The 18,247-nt window shown below is 67.3% G+C and carries 16 protein-coding genes; 11 read left to right on the forward strand and 5 right to left on the reverse strand.

Annotation, left to right across the window (positions count from 1 at the left end):
- Positions 1–1,623: PE family protein (locus AWC07_RS20975; protein ID WP_139829810.1), on the reverse strand; the 1,623-nt coding region annotated here is incomplete at its 3' end.
- A gap of 342 nt (positions 1,624–1,965) precedes the next feature.
- Between AWC07_RS20975 and AWC07_RS20980 the strand changes: the two genes are divergently transcribed.
- Together AWC07_RS20980 and AWC07_RS20985 are read left to right on the forward strand one after the other, a co-directional pair.
- Positions 1,966–2,805 (forward strand): amidohydrolase family protein, encoded by an 840-nt coding sequence (locus AWC07_RS20980; RefSeq protein WP_036417717.1) that lies wholly within the window; start codon positions 1,966–1,968, stop codon positions 2,803–2,805.
- Positions 2,802–4,349, forward strand: coding sequence for an acetolactate synthase large subunit (locus AWC07_RS20985; RefSeq protein WP_036417720.1), 1,548 nt, complete (start codon positions 2,802–2,804; stop codon positions 4,347–4,349). Before AWC07_RS20980 ends, AWC07_RS20985 begins: the two co-directional genes overlap by 4 nt.
- A 13-nt stretch (positions 4,350–4,362) precedes the next feature.
- On the opposite strand, the gene AWC07_RS20990 is transcribed toward AWC07_RS20985, so the two are convergent.
- From AWC07_RS20990 to AWC07_RS21005, 4 genes are all read right to left on the reverse strand, one after another.
- Positions 4,363–5,073: a serine hydrolase gene (locus AWC07_RS20990; protein ID WP_036417728.1), complete on the reverse strand. Its 711-nt coding sequence runs from the start codon at positions 5,071–5,073 to the stop codon at positions 4,363–4,365.
- Between the two features lie 34 nt (positions 5,074–5,107).
- Entirely contained in the window at positions 5,108–6,613 is a 1,506-nt protein-coding gene (gene fadD17 / locus AWC07_RS20995) for a long-chain-fatty-acid--CoA ligase FadD17 (protein ID WP_036417722.1), read from the reverse strand.
- A gap of 89 nt (positions 6,614–6,702) precedes the next feature.
- The gene (locus AWC07_RS21000) at positions 6,703–7,800 is read right to left on the reverse strand and encodes an acyl-CoA dehydrogenase family protein (protein WP_036417724.1); all 1,098 of its coding nucleotides are present in this window, start codon (positions 7,798–7,800) and stop codon (positions 6,703–6,705) included.
- Between the two features lie 16 nt (positions 7,801–7,816).
- Complete coding sequence (locus AWC07_RS21005; RefSeq protein WP_036417726.1) at positions 7,817–9,007, reverse strand: acyl-CoA dehydrogenase; 1,191 nt, start codon at positions 9,005–9,007, stop codon at positions 7,817–7,819.
- Between the two features lie 223 nt (positions 9,008–9,230).
- Between AWC07_RS21005 and AWC07_RS21010 the strand changes: the two genes are divergently transcribed.
- The 9 genes from AWC07_RS21010 to AWC07_RS21050 all read left to right on the forward strand — a co-directional run bounded on the left by AWC07_RS21010 (position 9,231) and on the right by AWC07_RS21050 (position 18,243).
- Positions 9,231–9,422: a ferredoxin gene (locus AWC07_RS21010; protein WP_036395462.1), complete on the forward strand. Its 192-nt coding sequence runs from the start codon at positions 9,231–9,233 to the stop codon at positions 9,420–9,422.
- A gap of 34 nt (positions 9,423–9,456) precedes the next feature.
- Positions 9,457–10,428, forward strand: coding sequence for a 3-oxoacyl-ACP reductase (locus AWC07_RS21015; protein ID WP_139829811.1), 972 nt, complete (start codon positions 9,457–9,459; stop codon positions 10,426–10,428).
- Between the two features lie 246 nt (positions 10,429–10,674).
- A complete protein-coding gene (locus AWC07_RS21020) occupies positions 10,675–11,439 on the forward strand; it encodes an MlaE family ABC transporter permease (protein ID WP_036416730.1) in 765 nt (254 codons plus the stop codon).
- Between the two features lie 34 nt (positions 11,440–11,473).
- Positions 11,474–12,316, forward strand: a complete 843-nt coding sequence (locus tag AWC07_RS21025; protein ID WP_036416732.1) for an MlaE family ABC transporter permease — start codon at positions 11,474–11,476, stop codon at positions 12,314–12,316.
- Positions 12,317–12,320: 4 nt separating this feature from the next.
- A complete protein-coding gene (locus AWC07_RS21030; protein ID WP_036416734.1) occupies positions 12,321–13,526 on the forward strand; it encodes a virulence factor Mce family protein in 1,206 nt (401 codons plus the stop codon).
- Positions 13,526–14,578: an MCE family protein gene (locus AWC07_RS21035; RefSeq protein ID WP_036416737.1), complete on the forward strand. Its 1,053-nt coding sequence runs from the start codon at positions 13,526–13,528 to the stop codon at positions 14,576–14,578. The genes AWC07_RS21030 and AWC07_RS21035 overlap by 1 nt, the downstream gene beginning before the upstream one ends.
- Positions 14,568–15,683, forward strand: a complete 1,116-nt coding sequence (locus AWC07_RS21040; protein ID WP_139829812.1) for a virulence factor Mce family protein — start codon at positions 14,568–14,570, stop codon at positions 15,681–15,683. Before AWC07_RS21035 ends, AWC07_RS21040 begins: the two co-directional genes overlap by 11 nt.
- Entirely contained in the window at positions 15,680–17,086 is a 1,407-nt protein-coding gene (locus AWC07_RS21045; protein ID WP_036415663.1) for a virulence factor Mce family protein, read from the forward strand. The genes AWC07_RS21040 and AWC07_RS21045 overlap by 4 nt, the downstream gene beginning before the upstream one ends.
- Positions 17,083–18,243: a virulence factor Mce family protein gene (locus AWC07_RS21050; protein ID WP_036415665.1), complete on the forward strand. Its 1,161-nt coding sequence runs from the start codon at positions 17,083–17,085 to the stop codon at positions 18,241–18,243. The genes AWC07_RS21045 and AWC07_RS21050 overlap by 4 nt, the downstream gene beginning before the upstream one ends.
- Positions 18,244–18,247: the final 4 nt, after the last annotated feature.

Here is an 18,247-nt window from a genome sequence, read left to right on the forward strand (position 1 = left end):
ACCGCCCTTGCCGGCGTCGCCGCCTTGACCGCCCGCCCCACCCTGGCCGCCGGCCTGACCCGCGATGGCCGGGTTGGCGCTATCGGTACCAGACCCACCGTGACCGCCGATACCGCCGACCCCGCCGGTACCCCCATGCCCACCGGCACCCTGGGCGGCGCCGGTTCCGCCGCCAACCCCTCCGGCACCGCCAGCACCGCCGGCAAACCCAGTACCGCCGATTGCGCCCGACCCCGGGGCTGCGTCGCCGCCAGCGGCGCCAGCCCCGCCATGGCCGCCGGCACCGCCCGCGCCGCCGATAGCGGCGCCGCCCGCCGCGCCACCGGAACTAAAGATGAGGCCAGCCGCGCCCCCGGCTCCGCCCTGACCGGGCGTGCCTCCTGTCCCGCCGACGCCGCCAGCACCGCCGACACCGGCGGCAGCGGCGTCGCCACCGCTGCCACCGGTGCCGCCGGTGCCGCCCTGGCCAGCCAGACCACCGTGTCCGCCTTGGCCGAAGACGAATGCACCTCGTCCGCCCACGCCGCCGTCGCCGCCGGCTCCTCCGGTGCCGCCAGCACCGCCGACAGCGCCACCATTCACACCTGTGCCGCCAGCCCCGCCGGCGCCACCGGCGCCGCCAGCACCGCCGCCGTAGAAGATCCCGCCGTTCCCGCCGGCACCGCCATGCCCTCCAGCCCCGCCGTTGCCGCCACCAGGACCGGCGTCGACACCTGCGCCGCCGGCACCCCCGGCACCAGCAGCGCCGAACAGCAGCGCGGCGCGACCGCCGGCCCCGCCGGCACCGCCGCCGGGGCCGCCAACGCCGCCGGCGCCGCCGCTACCCCACAACCAGGCGCCGTCACCGCCGGCACCGCCGTAGCCCCCACCCTCCCCGCCAACGCCGCCGGCGCCGCCGCCACCGATCAACAATTCGCCGGCGCCGCCGGCGCCGCCGGCGCCGCCGCCGATTCCGCCGGCGCCGCCGCCGCCGAACAAGAACCCGCCGTTGCCGCCCGCCCCACCGGCGCCGGCACCGGTCCCGCCGATGCCGCCTTGGCCGCCGAAGCCAAGCAGCCACCCTCCGTTGCCGCCGGCCCCGCCGTTGGCGCCAAAGCCACCGGCGCCACCCGTGCCGCCATTGCCCCACAGCCCCGCCGACCCACCGGCGCCACCGGCCTGCCCTGGTGCTCCAGCTGCACCATTACCGCCGCTGCCGAACAAGATGCCGCCGTCCCCGCCGGCGCCGCCGGGAACCGTCGCATCGGCACCGTTGCCGATCAGCGGTCGGCCCAGCAACAGCTGGGTCGGCGCGTTCAGGAGGTTGAGCACATCCTGCTCGAGGGTCTGCAACGGTGACGCGTTGGCGGCTTCCGCAAAGGCGTAAGCCCCCGCACCCGCATCCAAGGCCTGCAAAAACCGGGCGTGAAACGCCGCGGCCTGAGCACTGATCGCCTGGTATTCCCGGCCGTATGCGCCAAATAATTCCGCGATGCGCGCCGACACCTCATCGGTTGCCGCGGCAAGCACGTCCGTCGTCGACGTGGCCGCGGCTGCGTTGGCCGCACCGATAGTTGAACCCAGGTTGGTCAGATCGTCGGCGGCTGCGGCGATTATGTCCGGGGAGACGAGCACGTATGACATGACGGAGGCTCCAACCGTTTGGGGAAACGTCCGCAACGTCCGCCCCCCGCGCGGCGTAGCTAGGTCCGCATTTTATCTACCGAGCGTCCAGTATGTCCGCCGTTTTTCGTCTATTAGTATGATTACGATGGCCTCTAGCCGAGTATCAGTTTTCGGTGTATAAGCAGTCCGGTACTACACCCGTGATATTTCGGGAAATAGTGACGGTAAGAATCTGTCGCCGGGATCGAGATTCGCGCAGCCGGAGGCGGTCGAAGCCCGATCACGCCCCACGGGATCGCCGCGGGGGACAGCCCGCCGCCGCACGAAAACGTCGGCGGGGCGTCTACAGTTCGAAGCGCGATGACGATCGATGTGTGGATGCAGCACCCGACCCAGCGGTTCCTGCGCAGCGACATGTTGGCCTCGCTTCGGCGCTGGACCGGTGGGTCCATACCCGATACCGAAATCCCCATCGCGGCAACCCTTGCGGCGATGGACGCCGCCGGCGTCGATCTTGGCGTGCTCAGCGCGTGGCACGGGCCCAACGGCCAGGACCTGATCTCCAACGACGAGGTCGCCACTTGGGTCGCCGCGCACCCGGACAGGTTCGCCGGCCTGGCGACGGCCGATCTGGATCGTCCCATGGCGGCGGTTCGGGAACTGCGACGCCGAGTGCGCGACGACGGTTTCGTCGGTCTGCGAGTGGTGCCCTGGCTGTGGAACGCGCCGCCCACCGACCGTCGCTACTACCCGTTGTTCGCCGAGTGCGTCGAGTTGGCCGTGCCGTTCTGTACCCAGGTCGGTCACACCGGCCCGCTGCGGCCATCGGAAACCGGACGCCCGATTCCCTACATCGATCAGGTGGCGCTGGACTTTCCGGAGTTGGTGATCGTGTGCGGGCATGTCGGCTATCCGTGGACCGAGGAGATGGTCGCGGTGGCCCGCAAGCACGAAAACGTCTACATCGACACCTCCGCCTACACCATCAAGCGGCTGCCGCAGGAGTTGGTGAGCTTCATGAAAACCGGTACCGGACAACGCAAAGTCTTGTTCGGCACCAACTATCCGATGATCGCCCATTCGCACGCCCTGGCGGGCCTCGACGAACTCGGTCTCAGTGATGACGCGCGACGAGACTTCCTGCACTGCAACGCCGAACGCGTCTTCGGGGACCTGGCACGAGGAAAGGTGAATCCGTGAACGGTGCTCAAGCTCTGATCAGCACTCTGGTCGACGGCGGTGTCGAGGTGTGCTTCGCGAACCCCGGCACGTCGGAGATGCACTTCGTGGCCGCACTCGACACTGTTCCCCAAATGCGGGGCATACTAACGCTTTTCGAAGGTGTGGCCACCGGTGCGGCCGACGGCTATGCCCGCATCGCCGACCGGCCGGCGGCGGTGCTGCTGCACCTGGGTCCCGGACTGGGCAACGGTCTGGCAAACCTGCACAACGCGCGCCGCGCGCGGGTGCCTATGGTGGTCGTCGTCGGCGACCACGCGACCTATCACAAAAGGTACGACGCCCCATTGGAATCCGACATCGATGCGCTGGCCGGCACCGTGTCGGGATGGGTGCGCCGCACGCAGGCCGCCGCTGACGTCGGAACCGATACCGCCGACGCGGTCGCCGCAAGCCGGTTGGGTCCGCAGATCTCGACACTGATCCTGCCCGCCGATGCCTCCTGGTCGGAGGGCGCCGCGCCGGCTGCCCCGGTTCGAGAGCGGCCGGCGCCGACCGGTAAGGACCTGGGGTCGGTGGCCAACGTGTTGCGCTCCGGAGAACCGGTGATGTTGCTGATCGGCGGGGACGCCACCCGCGGCCCGGGACTGGCCGCGGCCGCGCGGATCGCCGAGGCCACCGGGGCGCGCTGGTTGTGCGAGACGTTTCCGACCCGGCTGGAGCGCGGCGCCGGCGTGCCCGCCGTGGAGCGCCTCGCGTACTTCGCGGAAGCCGCGACGGCACAGTTGAATGGGGCCAAGCATCTGGTGTTGGCCGGCGCCAAGTCGCCGGTGTCGTTTTTTGCCTACCCCGGCATGCCCAGCGATCTGGTGCCGGCCGGATGTGCGGTGCACGTGCTCGCCGAGCCCAGGGGAGCGGCGGACGCCTTGGTCGCGCTGGCCGACGAGTTGGCACCCGGCACCAGCGCGCCGGTGGCGGCCGCGTCGCGTCCGCAACTTCCGACGGGTGCGCTGACGTCGGCGTCGGCGGCCGAGGTGATCGGCGCGCTGATGCCCGATCGGGCGATCGTGGTCGACGAATCCACCACCTCGGGTCTGCTGCTGCCACAAGCCACCGCCGGGGCGCCGGCCCATGACTGGCTGACGCTGACCGGCGGGGCGATCGGCTACGGCATCCCGGCGGCGGTGGGCGCCGCGGTCGCCGCTCCCGATCGTCCGGTGCTGTGCCTGCAATCCGACGGGTCGGCGATGTACACGATTTCGGGATTGTGGACCCAGGCGCGGGAAAATCTCGACGTCACCACCGTCATCTACAACAACGGCGCCTACGACATCCTGCGGATCGAGTTGCAGCGCGTCGGCGCCGGATCCGCTCCCGGCCCCAAGGCGCTGAATCTACTCGACATATCGCCCCCCAGAATGGATTTCGTCAAGATGGCCGAGGGCATGGGTGTGCTGGCGCGGCGCGTCACCACCTGTGAGGAGTTCGCCGACGCCCTGCGCGCCGCCTTCGCCGAACCCGGACCGCACCTGATCGACGCGATGGTGCCGTCGTTGTTGGGATAACCCCCCGGGCGCGTCACTGCCCGGTCAGCTCGCGAAAATGGTTGACGAGCCAATCCGTCATCCGGTTGAGCACATCCACGCCGGTCTGGAACTTCGCTGTCTGGGCTGCCAACGCCACGCCCGCATACCCGGATTCGGTGGGGAAGAACCCGAATTGCCGAACCAGATAGTCGCCGGCATTGCCTGGGCCCCAACCGCCTTTTGCGGCAACACCTTTGGCGGCCAGCCCCCAACGATGATCGCTGCAGAGCTGGTGCATCAAATCGGTGACACCGACGGCGCCGGCGAGGCCCGGCAGGTGCGCCGCAAACCATGCTTGCCTGTCCAGGGGCCACCGTGTTTGCCCGAATGCCGTGAAACCCGGCCGAAGCCGCCGCGATTCGACCACGGTGTCCGCATCGCCGGCTTCTCGGAGCACGGTTTGCACCTGCCGCGCCGCGTCGGCGGGATCTCCCAGTTGCGACCACAGCACCTCCGCGGCGACATTGTCGGATTCGGTGATCGCATTGACCGCAAGGTCTTTGGCACGGCTGCGGTCGCGACGTAGCGCAGCGATCACCAACGGAACTTTGATGGTTGACCAAGCAACGCCGGTCGACCACCGGCCCAACGCAGATGCGTCGGTTCGACCCGGTGCGGCGACGGCAAGGCCGATGATCGCCGGCACCGTGGCCGAAAGTTCCTCGAAGCTCTGCTGCAGCGTCGGGTTCGGTTGGGTGCTCATGGCCACCTTGGCTGCAGCAGGCCCGAGAAAGCGCCTATCGCCGTATCGGCCATACCGGATCACCGCAGTCGATGCCGTCGGCCGAAAGTTGGCGCTTGAGCACCTTGAACGTCGGTGTCTTCGGCAAACCGGCGCTCACCCGGACGTACGACGGCCACTGCTTGGGCCCGAGGTCGGGTTGTTCGGCCAGAAAAGCCCGGAACGAGTCGGCGTCGAATTCGACGCCCGACGCCATCACCGTCGCCGCCATCACCTGGTCACCGACCACCGGATCGGGTACCGGATAGACCGCGACCTCGGCCACTCCGGGGTAGCGCAGCAGCACCCGTTCGATCGGTGCCGTGCCGAGATTCTCCCCGTCGACTCGCATCCAATCACCCAGCCGCCCAGCAAAATAGGCATAGCCTGCTTCGTCGCGGTAAGCCAGGTCACCGCTGTGGTAGACGCCACCGGCCATGCGCTCGGCGGAGGCGGCGTCGTCGTTGTAGTAGCCCTCGAAGCGACCCGGCCCGGCAATGTTGACCAACTCGCCGACGACGCCCGGTGGGCACTGGTCGCCGGTGTCGGGGTCGACGATCTGAATCCCGTCCGGCAACGGTCCCAGCGCCCCGGGCGGAGTGTCGGGTGTACGGCTGATCGCCACGCCGCCTTCGGTCGAACCGAACCCGTCGATGACCACACAGCCGAATCGGCGCGCGAAACGCTCGACGTCGCCGGGCACCCCTTCATTGCCGTACACCGCCCGCAGCGGGTTGTCGGCGTCAACGGGCTGCTCCGGGGTGGCAAGCACGTACGATAGCGGTTTGCCGACGTAGTTGGCGTAGGTCGCGCCGTAACGGCGCACGTCCGTCATGAATCCGGAGGCAGAAAACTTGCGCCGCAACGCCATTGAGCCCTGGCATGCCAGCGCCACCGCCCATCCGACCAGGACCGCGTTGGAATGGAACAACGGCATCGATACATAGCAGACGTCGTCGCGGCCCAGGCCGAAGCGCTGGGTCATGGTCACCCCGGCGATCGCGACCTTGCTGTGACTGCATTTGACCGCCTTCGGGTCACCGCTGGTGCCCGAGGTGTAGATCAACATGAACGTGTCTGCGGGTGAGGCGGATTGGAAACACACGTCGGCATCGTGTTGAGCGGCGACCTCGCCGGCCCATTCGGCGGAATCCACGTTGACGTGGTCGAGATCATCCAGCGGCGCAACCGATTCCGAGTCGGCGAGCACGAGCTGACAGTCGGCGTGCCGGATGTCGCGGGCCAGTGCCGCGCCGCGGCGCACCGGATTGAGGCCCACCGGAACGATGCCCGACATCCCGGCCGCGACCAGCATCGCCGAGAAGAACGGGGTGTTCTGCAGCAGCACCCCGACATGCGGCGGACACGCGGGGTCGAGCCGCTCACGCAGCGCTGCCGCGATGGCGGCGCCGTGCCGTAGGTGATCACGCCAACTGGTGAACGAGTCCTCGAAATAAACGCCCCGGTCGCCGATTTCGGCTAACGGCGCCAGCAGTTGGGTGACGGTCGGATCAGTGCTCACTGCGTCGGATTCCTTGTCTCGAGCGTGACGCCGCAGTCACATTCGCATCCGAGCGTGACGCTACTGTCACGCACGCCACTAGGCCCCCACTAGGCCGGGGTCTCCGCCAGTTCCCGGCCGATGCGGCGCAGCTGCCTGGTGGCGCCGCCCAGGGCGAACTCGGTCTCCTTGGCCGCCAGAAAGTATCGATGCACCGGGTGATCGGCGTCGACGCCGACACCGCCATGCACATGCACGATCGTGTGGGCCACCCGATGTCCGGCGTCGGCGGCCCAGAACGCGGCCGAGGCCACGTCGAGCTCGGCTGGCAGATCTTCGGCGACCTTCCAGGCCGCCTGGGTCAGCGTCAGCCGCAGTCCCTTGACGTCGATGTAGGCGTCGGCCAGCCGTTGCCCGACCGCCTGGAAACTCCCGATCGGGCGGTCGAATTGCTCTCGGGTACGCGCGTATTCGGCGGTCATCTGCAATCCGCGCTCCAGGACGCCAAGCTGGAATGCGCTGCGGCCCAAGGCATATATTGTGCGCAGCCAGGCGACCGTAGCACTGTCGCCCACCCGGCGCGAGCCGTCCACCGCAACACCATCGAGGGCCAGATGCCCGACGCTGCCCAGGCCGGTGGTCTGCAGGGTGGTCACGATCACCCCCGGGTCGTCGGCGGCGACCAGGAAAACCTCGGCGCCGGATTCGGTTTCGGCGGGAACCAGGAAGGCGTCCGCGACCGGGCCGTAGCCCACCTGGGTGCGCGTGCCGGTGAGCCGAAAGCCCTCGCCGGCGGCAACAGCCTGCACCGGACCCTCGCCCATCTCACCGTCGAGCGCGACGGTCAAGATCTTCGACCCGCGGACCGCCGGCGCCCCCCAGCCCTGCTGCAGTTCCTCCGAGCCGAACCGGGCCAACGCTCCGGCGGCCAGCACCACCGACTCGAGATAGGGCACCGCAGCCAGCTGGTGGCCCAGCGCGACCAGTATCGCAACCTGTTCGAGCACCCCGAATCCGTCGCCGCCCAGAGCCGACGGGGCAGCGCTGGTGAGGATGTCGGCGCCGGCCAGCTTGTCCCACAGCTCGCGGTCGAACCGTTGCTCCAGCCCATCCAGCTGCCGTTGATGCGCCGGGGTGCACACCGCGTCGACGATCGTGTCCACTAGACCGCCGAGATCGGCAGCGGCTTCGGTTGTCGAGAAATCCATTGCTGCTTCAGTCCTTTCAGCGGCTGGCCCGGGGCAGGCCCAAAGCCACCATGCCGATGATGTCGCGCTGCACTTCATTGGTGCCGCCACCGAAGGTCAGAATCAGGCAGGCCCGGTGCATCCGCTCCACCCGCCCGCGCAGCAGGGCGCCGGGCGAATCCTGGCGCAGCGTCGCCGCGGTACCGAGCACTTCCATCAGCAGCCGGTAGGCCTCGGTGGCCAGCTCGGTCCCGAACACCTTGGCAGCCGACGCATCGGCCGGGGACGGCGCCTCGGCCTGGGAAGACGCGAGCTCCCAGTTGATCAGCTTGAGCACCTCGGCTTTGGCGTGCACCCGGGCCAGGTTGAGCTGCACCCATTCCGAATCGATGAGCCGCGCTCCGCTGGAATCCTTGGTGTTCTGCGCCCATTCGCGAACCTCGCGCAGGCACAGGAAGATCGGAGCCGGCGACACCAGTGCCACCCGCTCGTGGTTGAGCTGGTTGGTCACCAGCTTCCAGCCGCCGTTCTCGTCGCCGACCCGATTGGTCACCGGCACCCGCACGTCGGTGTAGTAGGTGGCGCTGGTGTCCGGGCCGGCCATGGTGTGCACCGGCGTCCAGGAGAATCCCTCGGCGGTCGTCGGCACGATCAGCACCGAGATGCCCCGGTGCTTCTTGGCCCCAATAGACTCCGGGTTGGTGCGCACCGCCAGCCAGACGTAGTCGGCGTACTGGATCAGGCTGGTCCACATCTTCTGCCCGTTGATCACGTAGTCGTCGCCGTCGCGGACGGCGGTGGTGCGCAGGTTCGCCAGGTCGGTGCCGGCGCCCGGCTCGGAGTAGCCGATCGAGAAATGCAGGTCCCCCGCAGCGATGCGCGGCAGGAAGAATTTCTTCTGCTCGTCGGTGCCGTAGGCCATGATGGTCGGCGCGACGCTGTTGATCGTCAGGAACGGCACCGGCGCACCGGCCAGCGCCGCCTCGTCGGTGAAAATCAGCGAGTCCATCGGCGAGCGGTCCTGGCCGCCGTACTCCGTGGGCCAGTTCAGGGTGAGCCAGCCGTCCTTGCCCATCTGCGCGACCGTCTCCCGGTACACATTCCCAACGCCGTATTCGCCCTGGACTGAACTCAGCGCCGCGCGGCGCTCCGGGGTCATCAGCGTGGTGAAGTACGACCGCAGCTCGCGACGCAGCTCTTCCTGCTCAGGTGTGTAGCTGATGCGCATTCCTGCCGCCTCCGGTCAAACGTCCTGCAAATAGTGCCGTCACCGGCCGCCTCAACGAGCGCCCGAACGGGCGCCTGAATGGGCGCGAACGGCTACCCATCCGTTCTCCCGGTTGTAACACGTTCTAGTCTGGGAATCCAGCGACCGTTTCGCCGGAGGCGCCACAGTCCTATGGTGGTGCTACGGAGTGATCAGGTAAAGCGCCAGCTTCAGGGAGGATGCCGTGCGGGTAAAGGTGGACCGTGACCGGTGTGAAGGCAACGCGGTGTGCTTGGGAATTGCACCGGATATCTTCGACCTGGACGACGAGGACTATGCCGTCGTGAAGCTCGACCCCATTCCGCCGGACCGAGAGGCCCTGGCCGAGCAGGCGATCGCCGAATGTCCGCGGGCCGCCCTGCTCCGCGAGGACTAGGCGCCCAGAACCCCGAACTAGAGGTATTCATAAATTGACTAGGGCCAACGGCCCGGCTTCCGCTGCGACCCCCACGCGGTCAGCATCCTCGCCGGGCACCAGCACCAACGCAATCGATCTGTCCGGAAAGGTCGCGGTGGTCACCGGCGCGGCCGCGGGACTGGGCCGCGCCGAGGCGGTGGGGCTGGCCAGGCTCGGCGCGGTCGTCGTGGTCAACGACATCGGCGCCGCCCTGGACAACTCGGACGTCATCGACGAGATGAGCAGCGCCGGCGCCAAAGCGGTCGCGGTGGCCGGCGACATCAGCCAGCGCGCAACCGCCGACGAACTCGTCGCCACCGCCGACGGGCTGGGCGGGCTGGACATCGTGGTCAACAACGCCGGTATCACCCGCGACCGGATGTTGTTCAACATGTCCGACGAGGATTGGGACCAGGTCATCGCGGTGCACCTGCGCGGGCATTTCCTGCTCACCCGTAACGCGGCCACCTACTGGCGCGCGAAAGCCAAAGACACCCCGGACGGCTCGGTCTACGCCCGGCTGGTCAACACCTCCTCGGAGGCGGGGCTGGTCGGTCCCGCGGGGCAGGCCAACTACGGCGCGGCCAAGGCGGGCATCACCGCGCTCACCCTGTCCGCGGCGCGGGCGCTGGGCCGCTACGGCGTGCGCGCCAACGCGATCTGCCCGCGGGCCCGCACCGCAATGACCGCCGAGGTCTTCGGCGCCGAACCCGATATCGAAGGAGGCGGGATCGACCCGTTGTCGCCGGAGCACGTGGTCAGCCTGGTCCAGTTTCTGGCGTCGCCGGCGGCCGCGGAGGTCAACGGGCAACTGTTCATCGTCTACGGCCCGCAGGTGACGCTGGTGGCCGCGCCGACGGTGGAGCGGCGCTTCAGCGCGGACGGCTCGGCGTGGGAGCCCGCCCAGCTGAGTGACACATTGCGGGACTACTTTGCTGGCCGGGCTCCGGACCGCAGTTTTTCGGCTACCGGTCTGATGGCATAGTAGGGGCCCGACGACGGGCCGGGGGGCTTGTCGGGCCCCGCGGCCACAGCTAGAACCTGTGTCAGAATGACCGCTCGAGAAAGGGTTTAACCAGCCAAACTAACGCAGGTTATGCAAAGTGCTGTTCATTGACACGGCGAAGTCGTTCTGGGTTAATATGAGCCGGCTCACACGGAGTCGCGTCCGAACCCTGGTCGGGCTCAGGGGAACCACCGGCTTCGCCGCCTAGCAGACGGGGGGACCAGGTTGATTCAACAGCTTGCGGTTCCGGCCCGGGCCGTCGGCGGGTTCTTCGAAATGGCGATCGGTACCGCCCGCGCTGCTTTCCGGCGTCCGTTTCAGTTCCGCGAGTTCCTCGATCAGACCTGGATGATTGCCCGGGTATCACTGGTCCCCACCCTGCTGGTCTCCATCCCGTTCACGGTCCTGGTGGCCTTCACCCTCAACATCCTGCTGCGTGAGATCGGTGCGGCCGACCTCTCCGGCGCCGGAACGGCATTCGGCACCATCACCCAGCTGGGCCCGGTGGTGACGGTGCTGGTGGTCGCCGGCGCCGGCGCTACCGCAATCTGCGCCGACCTGGGCGCCCGCACCATCCGCGAGGAGATCGACGCGATGCGGGTGCTGGGCATCGACCCGATCCAACGCCTGGTCGTGCCAAGGGTTTTGGCGTCGACGCTGGTCGCGTTGCTGCTCAACGGACTGGTGTGCGCCATCGGTTTGTCCGGCGGCTACGTGTTCTCCGTCTTCCTGCAGGGGGTCAACCCCGGTGCTTTCATCAACGGGCTGACCGTGCTGACCGGTCTGCGCGAGTTGATCCTGGCCGAAGTCAAAGCGCTGCTGTTCGGCGTGATGGCCGGGCTGGTCGGCTGTTACCGTGGCCTGACCGTCAAGGGCGGGCCCAAGGGCGTCGGCAACGCGGTCAACGAAACCGTCGTCTACGCGTTCATCTGCCTGTTCGTGATCAACGTGGTGATGACGGCCATCGGCGTACGAATCTCGGCGAAGTAACACATGAAGGAAAGCAAGCGATGGTGATGAAGCGATGAGCTACGACGTCACTATCCGCTTCCGCCGATTAATGTCCCGGCTGCAGGAGCCGGTCGACAGTTTCGGCGAGCAGGCGCTGTTCTACGGCGAAACCGTGCGCTACATCCCCAACGCCATCACGCGATACCGCAAGGAGACCATTCGGCTGGTCGCCGAGATGACCCTGGGTGCCGGCGCGCTCGTCATGATCGGCGGCACGGTCGGGGTCGCGGCCTTCCTGACCCTGGCGTCCGGCGGCGTCATCGCGGTGCAGGGCTACTCGTCGCTGGGCGACATCGGGATCGAGGCGCTCACCGGATTCCTGTCGGCGTTTTTGAACGTGCGCGTCGTCGCGCCGGTGATCGCCGGCATCGCCCTGGCGGCCACCATCGGCGCCGGCGCCACCGCCCAGCTGGGCGCCATGCGGGTGTCCGAGGAGATTGACGCGGTCGAATGCATGGCCGTCCACTCGGTGTCGTACCTGGTGTCGACCCGGTTGATCGCCGGCCTGGTCGCCATCGTCCCGCTGTATTCCCTGTCGGTGCTGGCCGCGTTCTTCGCCGCCCGGTTCACCACGGTGTTCATCAACGGGCAGTCCAAAGGCCTCTACGACCACTACTTCAACACCTTCCTTATTCCGTCCGACCTGCTGTGGTCGTTCCTGCAGGCGATCGTGATGTCCATCGCGGTGATGCTGGTGCATACCTATTACGGCTACAACGCCAGCGGTGGATCGGTCGGCGTCGGCATTGCGGTCGGCCAGGCGGTGCGGACTTCACTGATCGTCGTCGTGGTGATTACCCTGTTCATCTCGCTCGCCGTCTACGGAGCGTCCGGCAACTTCAATCTCTCGGGATAACACCATGGCAGCAGACGGATCTCGACGCACCGCGGCGCGGGTCGCGGCGGCACTGCTGTCCGGCCTGCTGGTGGCGTCGGCCGTTGTGACCTACCTGTCCTACACCGCGGCCTTTACCTCGACAGACACCGTCACCGTCTCCGCGCCGCGGGCCGGGCTGGTGATGGAGGAGGGCGCCAAGGTCAAGTTCCGCGGGGTCCAGGTCGGCACCGTCGAGGACATCACCTACAGCGGCGACCAGGCCCGGCTGAAGCTGGCCATCAGAAGTGGCGAGATGCACTTCATCCCGTCCAACGCGACGGTGCACATCGCCGGCAACACCATCTTCGGCGCCAAGTCGGTGGAGTTCGAACCGCCCAAGACGGCGCCGTCGCCCACGCCGCTGCGGCCCAATGCGCATGTCGAGGCACCCCAGGTGCAGCTGGAGGTCAACACGCTGTTCCAGTCACTCATCGACCTGCTGCACAAGATCGACCCGGTCGAAACGAACGGAACGCTGAGCGCGCTGTCCGAAGGCCTGCGCGGCCACGGCGACGACCTGGGCGCGCTGCTGGCCGGGCTGAATACGCTGACGCGCCAAGCAAATCCGAAGCTTCTCGCGCTGCAGGAGGATTTCCGCAAGGCGGGCATCGTGACCAACGTCTACGCCGACGCCGCCCCCGACCTCAACACCGTGTTCGATAGCCTGCCGACGATCAATAAGACCCTCGTCGACCAGCAGAACAACCTCAACACCACGCTGCTGGCCACCATCGGCCTGGCCAACAACGCCTACGAGACGCTCGAGCCCGCCGAGCAGAACTTCATCGACGCCATCAACCGGTTGCGGGCCCCGCTGAAGGTGGCTGCCGACTACTCGCCGGAATTCGGCTGTCTGTTCAAGGGAATCGGCCGCGGTATCAAGGAGTTCGCCCCGCTGATCGGGGTCCGCAAGGCGGGCCTGTTCACCTCGTCGAACTTCGTGCTGGGCGCGCCGAGCTACACCTACCCGGAGAGCCTGCCGATCGTCAACGGCTCCGGCGGGCCGAACTGCCGCGCGTTGCCCGACATCCCGACCAAGCAGAACGGCGGGTCGTTCTACCGCGCGCCGTTCCTGGTCACCGACAACGCCTACATCCCGTACGAGCCGTTCACCGAGGTACAGGTTGACGCGCCGTCGACGTTACAGTTCTTGTTCCACGGCGCCTTCGCGGAACGGGACGACTTCTGATGGCGGGCGGGGGGATGCCGTCGCGTCGCTCGATGGTGATCAAAGTCAGCATCTTCGCACTGGCCATGTTGCTGGTGGCCGCGGCGCTGGTGGTGGTGTTCGGCGACTTCCGGTTCGGCCCCACCAACGTCTACCACGCCACCTTCACCAACGCGTCGCGGTTGAAGTCCGGCCAGAAGGTGCGCATCGCGGGGGTGCCGGTCGGCTCGGTCAAGGCAGTCAAGCTCAACCCGGATAACACCGCCGACGTGGCATTCGCGGTTGACCGGAGCTACACGCTGTACTCGTCCACGCGTGCGGTGATCCGGTACGAAAACCTGGTCGGCGACCGGTACCTGGAGATCACCTCCGGCCCCGGAGAACTGCGCAAGCTGCCGCCGGGCGGCACCATCAACGCCCAGCACACCCAACCGGCGCTGGACCTCGATGCGCTGCTGGGCGGGCTACGGCCAGTGCTCAAGGGCTTCGACGCGGACAAGGTCAACACGATCACCAGCGCGGTCATCGAGTTGCTGCAGGGCCAGGGCGGCGCATTGTCCGACGTGCTCGCCGAAACCAGCGCATTTTCGACGGCTCTGGGCCGACGCGACCAGCTGATCGGCGACGCGATCACCAACCTCAACGCGGTGCTGGCGACCGTCGACCAGAGGAGCGCGCAGTTCTCCGCCAGTGTCGACCAGCTGCAACAGCTGATCACCGGGCTGGCTAACAACAAGGACGCGGTTGCCGGCGCGATCCCGCCGCTGGCCTCGACGACGACCGATCTCACCGACCTGTTGAGAAATTCGCGTCGGCCGTTGCAGGGCATCCTGGAAAACACCCGGCCGCTGGCCACCGAGCTCGACGACCGCAAGGCCGAGATCAACAACGACATCGAGCAGCTGGGCGAGGACTACCTGCGGTTGGCCGCGCTCGGTTCCTACGGGGCGTTCTTCAACATCTACTTCTGCACCGTGACGATCAAGATCAACGGTCCGGCCGGCAGCGACATCCTGATCCCGATGGGCGGCCAGCCGGATCCCAGCAAGGGAAGGTGCGCCTTTGCAAAATAACGAGCCAAATAACGAGAAGCAAAATAACGAGCCAAATAACGAGAAGCCAAGCAGTAAACGCGATCGCGATCCGCTGCGCACCGGCATCTTCGGCGTGGTGCTGGTGGTCTGCGTCGTGCTGATCGCATTCGGCTACGCCGGGCTGCCCTTCATTCCCCAGGGCAAGACCTACGACGCCTACTTCACCGATGCGGGCGGCATTACGCCCGGTAACGCCGTCTACGTCTCGGGTTTCAAGGTGGGCAAGGTCTCGGAGGTGAGCCTGGCCGGTGACAGCGCCAAGATCACCTTCAGCGTGGACCGCAAGGTCGTCGTCGGCGACCAGTCGCTGGCCGCGATCCGGACCGACACCATCCTGGGCGAGCGGTCCATCTCGGTGACCCCGGCCGGCAGCGGGCAGGCCACCACGATTCCGCTGAGCCGCACCACCACGCCCTACACACTCAACGGCGCTCTCGAGGACCTGGGCCGCAACGCCAACAACCTGAACAAGCCCCAGTTCGAGCAGGCGTTGAAGGTGCTCACCGAGTCGCTGCATGACGCCACGCCGCAGCTGCGCGGTGCGCTGGACGGCGTGACGTCGCTGTCGCGCACCCTGAACAGTCGCGACGAAGCGCTGCAGGGCCTGCTGGCGCACGCCAAGACGGTGACCGGGGTGTTGTCGCAGCGGGCCGCGCAGGTCAAAAAGCTGATCGATGACGGCAACCAGCTGTTCGCCGCGCTCGACGAGCGCCGTGCCGCGCTGGGCGCGCTCATCTCCGGCATCGACGACGTCTCGGCGCAGATTTCCGGCTTCGTCGCCGACAACCGCCGAGAGTTCGGCCCGGCGCTGGGCAAGCTCAACCAGGTGCTGAGCAACCTCAACGAGCGCCGCGACTACATCACCGAAGCCCTCAAGCGGCTGCCCGCCTACGCGACCACGCTGGGCGAGGTCGTCGGATCCGGACCGGGATTCAACGTCAACGTCTTCAGTGCGATTCCGGCGCCGCTGATGGCCATGGTGTTCGATATGGTCTACCAGCCCGGCAAACTGCCGGACAGCTTCGCCGACTATCTGCGCGGGCTCATCCAGGAACGCTGGGTCATCAGGCCGAAGTCACCATGACGACCGCCATGCAGCGACGTTTCGGCCGCCGGGGAGTACGGACCGCAACCATCATCGCGTTGGTCGCGGTGCTGGTGGGCGGTGTCTACGTGCTGGCTTCGATGGGCGGCAACGGCCGCAAGATCGTCGCGTACTTCACCTCCGCCGTCGGGCTCTACCCCGGCGACGAGGTCCGCATCCTCGGAGTTCCGGTCGGGACCGTGGACACGATCGAGCCGCGGCCGTCCGACGTCAAGATCACCATGTCGGTGTCCGATGGCGTCAAGATTCCCCGCGACGCCCAGGCCGTCATCATGTCGCCAAACCTGGTGGCGGCGCGGTTCATTCAGCTCACTCCCGCATACACCGGCGGCGCGGTGCTGCCCGACGGCGCCAGCATCGAGCTGTCCCGCACCGCGGTCCCGGTGGAGTGGGACGAGGTCAAGGAAGCATTGACCCAACTGTCGGTCACGCTCAGTCCGGCGGCGGGCGAGCTGCAGGGGCCGCTGGGCGCGGCGATCGACCAGGCCGCAAGCACCCTCGACGGCAACGGGGACTCGTTTCACAAGGCGCTGCAAGAGCTTTCGCAAGTGGCCGGGCGCCTGGGGGATTCGCGCAGCGACATTTTCAGCACGGTCAAGAACCTGCAGGTGCTGGTCGACGCGCTGTCGCAGAGCAACGAACAGATCGTGCAGTTCGCCGGGCACGTGGCCTCGGTGTCACAGGTGCTCGCCGACAGCTCACGCAACCTCGACCACACCCTGGGCACGCTCAATCAGGCGCTCTCCGATATCCGGGGCTTTCTGCACGAGAACAACTCGACGCTGATCGAAACGGTCAGCCAGCTGGGCGACCTCACCCAGACCTTGAGTAACCAGAGCGACAACCTCGAGCAGGTGTTGCACGTGGCGGGTCCCGGTATCGCCAACTTCTACAACATCTACGACCCCGCGCAGGGCACCCTGAACGGTCTGCTGTCGATACCCAACTTCGCCAACCCCGTGCAATTCATCTGCGGCGGCTCCTTCGACACCCCTGCGGGAACTTCGGGACCCGACTACTACCGGCGCGCCGAATTGTGCCGGGAGCGCTTGGGCCCGGTGCTGCGCCGGCTAACGGCGAACTATCCGCCGATCATGTTCCACCCGCTCAACACGATCACGGCCTACAAAGGCCAGGTCATCTACGACACCCCGGCCACCCAGGCCAAGGCCGAGACGCCGGTTCCGGAGTTGACCTGGATTCCGGCCAAGCCGGTGACACAGCCCGCGCCGGGCAACAGCACGGACCTGCAGAGCCTGCTTGTTCCGCAAGCGCCGGGCCCCCCGCCCGGGTACGGCCCGCTGCCGGGGCCACCGCCTGCTCCGGCTGCCTCCCCGGCGCCCGCGGCACCGCTTCCTGCCGAGCAGGGGGCCGGCCAATGAGACGAATCATGTTGCGCGCCGGTGTGTTTGCAGCGGGCAGCACGCTGCTCGCCGGTTGTCAGTACGGCGGGCTGAACTCGCTTCCGTTGCCCGGGACCGCCGGTCACGGCGACGGCGCATACACGATCACCGCCGAGCTGCCCGACGTGGCCACGCTGCCGCAGAACTCACCGGTGATGGTCGACGACGTCACCGTCGGCAGTGTCGCCGGCATCGAAGCCATGCAGCGGCCCGACGGGTCCTTTTATGCCGCAGTGAAATTGGCGCTGGACAAGCAGGTAGTGCTGCCGTGCAACTCGACCGCCAAGGTCGCCCAGACGTCGCTGCTGGGTTCGATGCACATCGACCTGGCGCGTCCGGACGACCAACCGACCGGCAAGTTGAGCGACCCTGACTGCCCGCCCATTCCGGAGTCGCGCACCGGCCGCGCGCCCACCACCGAGGAGGTGTTCTCCGCGCTCGGGGTGGTGGTCAACAAGGGCAATGTCGGTGCGCTGGAGGAGATCACCGATGAGACCTTTCAAGCCGTGGCGGGACGGGCGGGCCAGTTCAAAGATCTGATCCCCGGGCTTGCGGAGTTGACGGCCGGACTCAACAAGCAGGTCAACGACATCATCAACGCGGTCGACGGGCTGAACCGATTCGCGGCCATCCTGGCGCGGGACAAGGACAACCTGGGCCGGGCGCTGGACACCCTGCCCGACGCGCTTCGGGTGCTCAACAAGAACCGCGCCAGCATCGTCGAGGCGTTCGCCGCGCTGAAAAAGCTGGCCATGGTCACCTCGCACGTGCTGTCCAAGACCAAGACCGACTTCGCCGCAGACCTGAAAGACCTGTACTCGGTCGTGAAGGCGATCAACGACAACCGTAAGGAGTTCGTCACTTCGCAGCAGCTGCTGCTGACCTTCCCGTTCCCCAACTTCGGCATCAAGCAGGCGGTGCGAGGCGACTATCTCAACGTGTTCACCACCTTCGACCTGACCCTGCGCCGAATCGGTGAGACGTTCTTCACCACGTCGTATGCCCTCGACCCGAACATGGCGCACCTGGACGAGGTCATCAACCCGCCCGACTTCTTGACCGGGGAAATGGCGAACCTGTCCGGACAGGCGGCCGACCCGTTCAAGATTCCGCCCGGCACGGCGGCAGGACAGTGAGGAC

It is taken from the genome of Mycobacterium gastri, assembly GCF_002102175.1.
In the GTDB taxonomy this organism is placed as follows: domain Bacteria; phylum Actinomycetota; class Actinomycetes; order Mycobacteriales; family Mycobacteriaceae; genus Mycobacterium; species Mycobacterium gastri.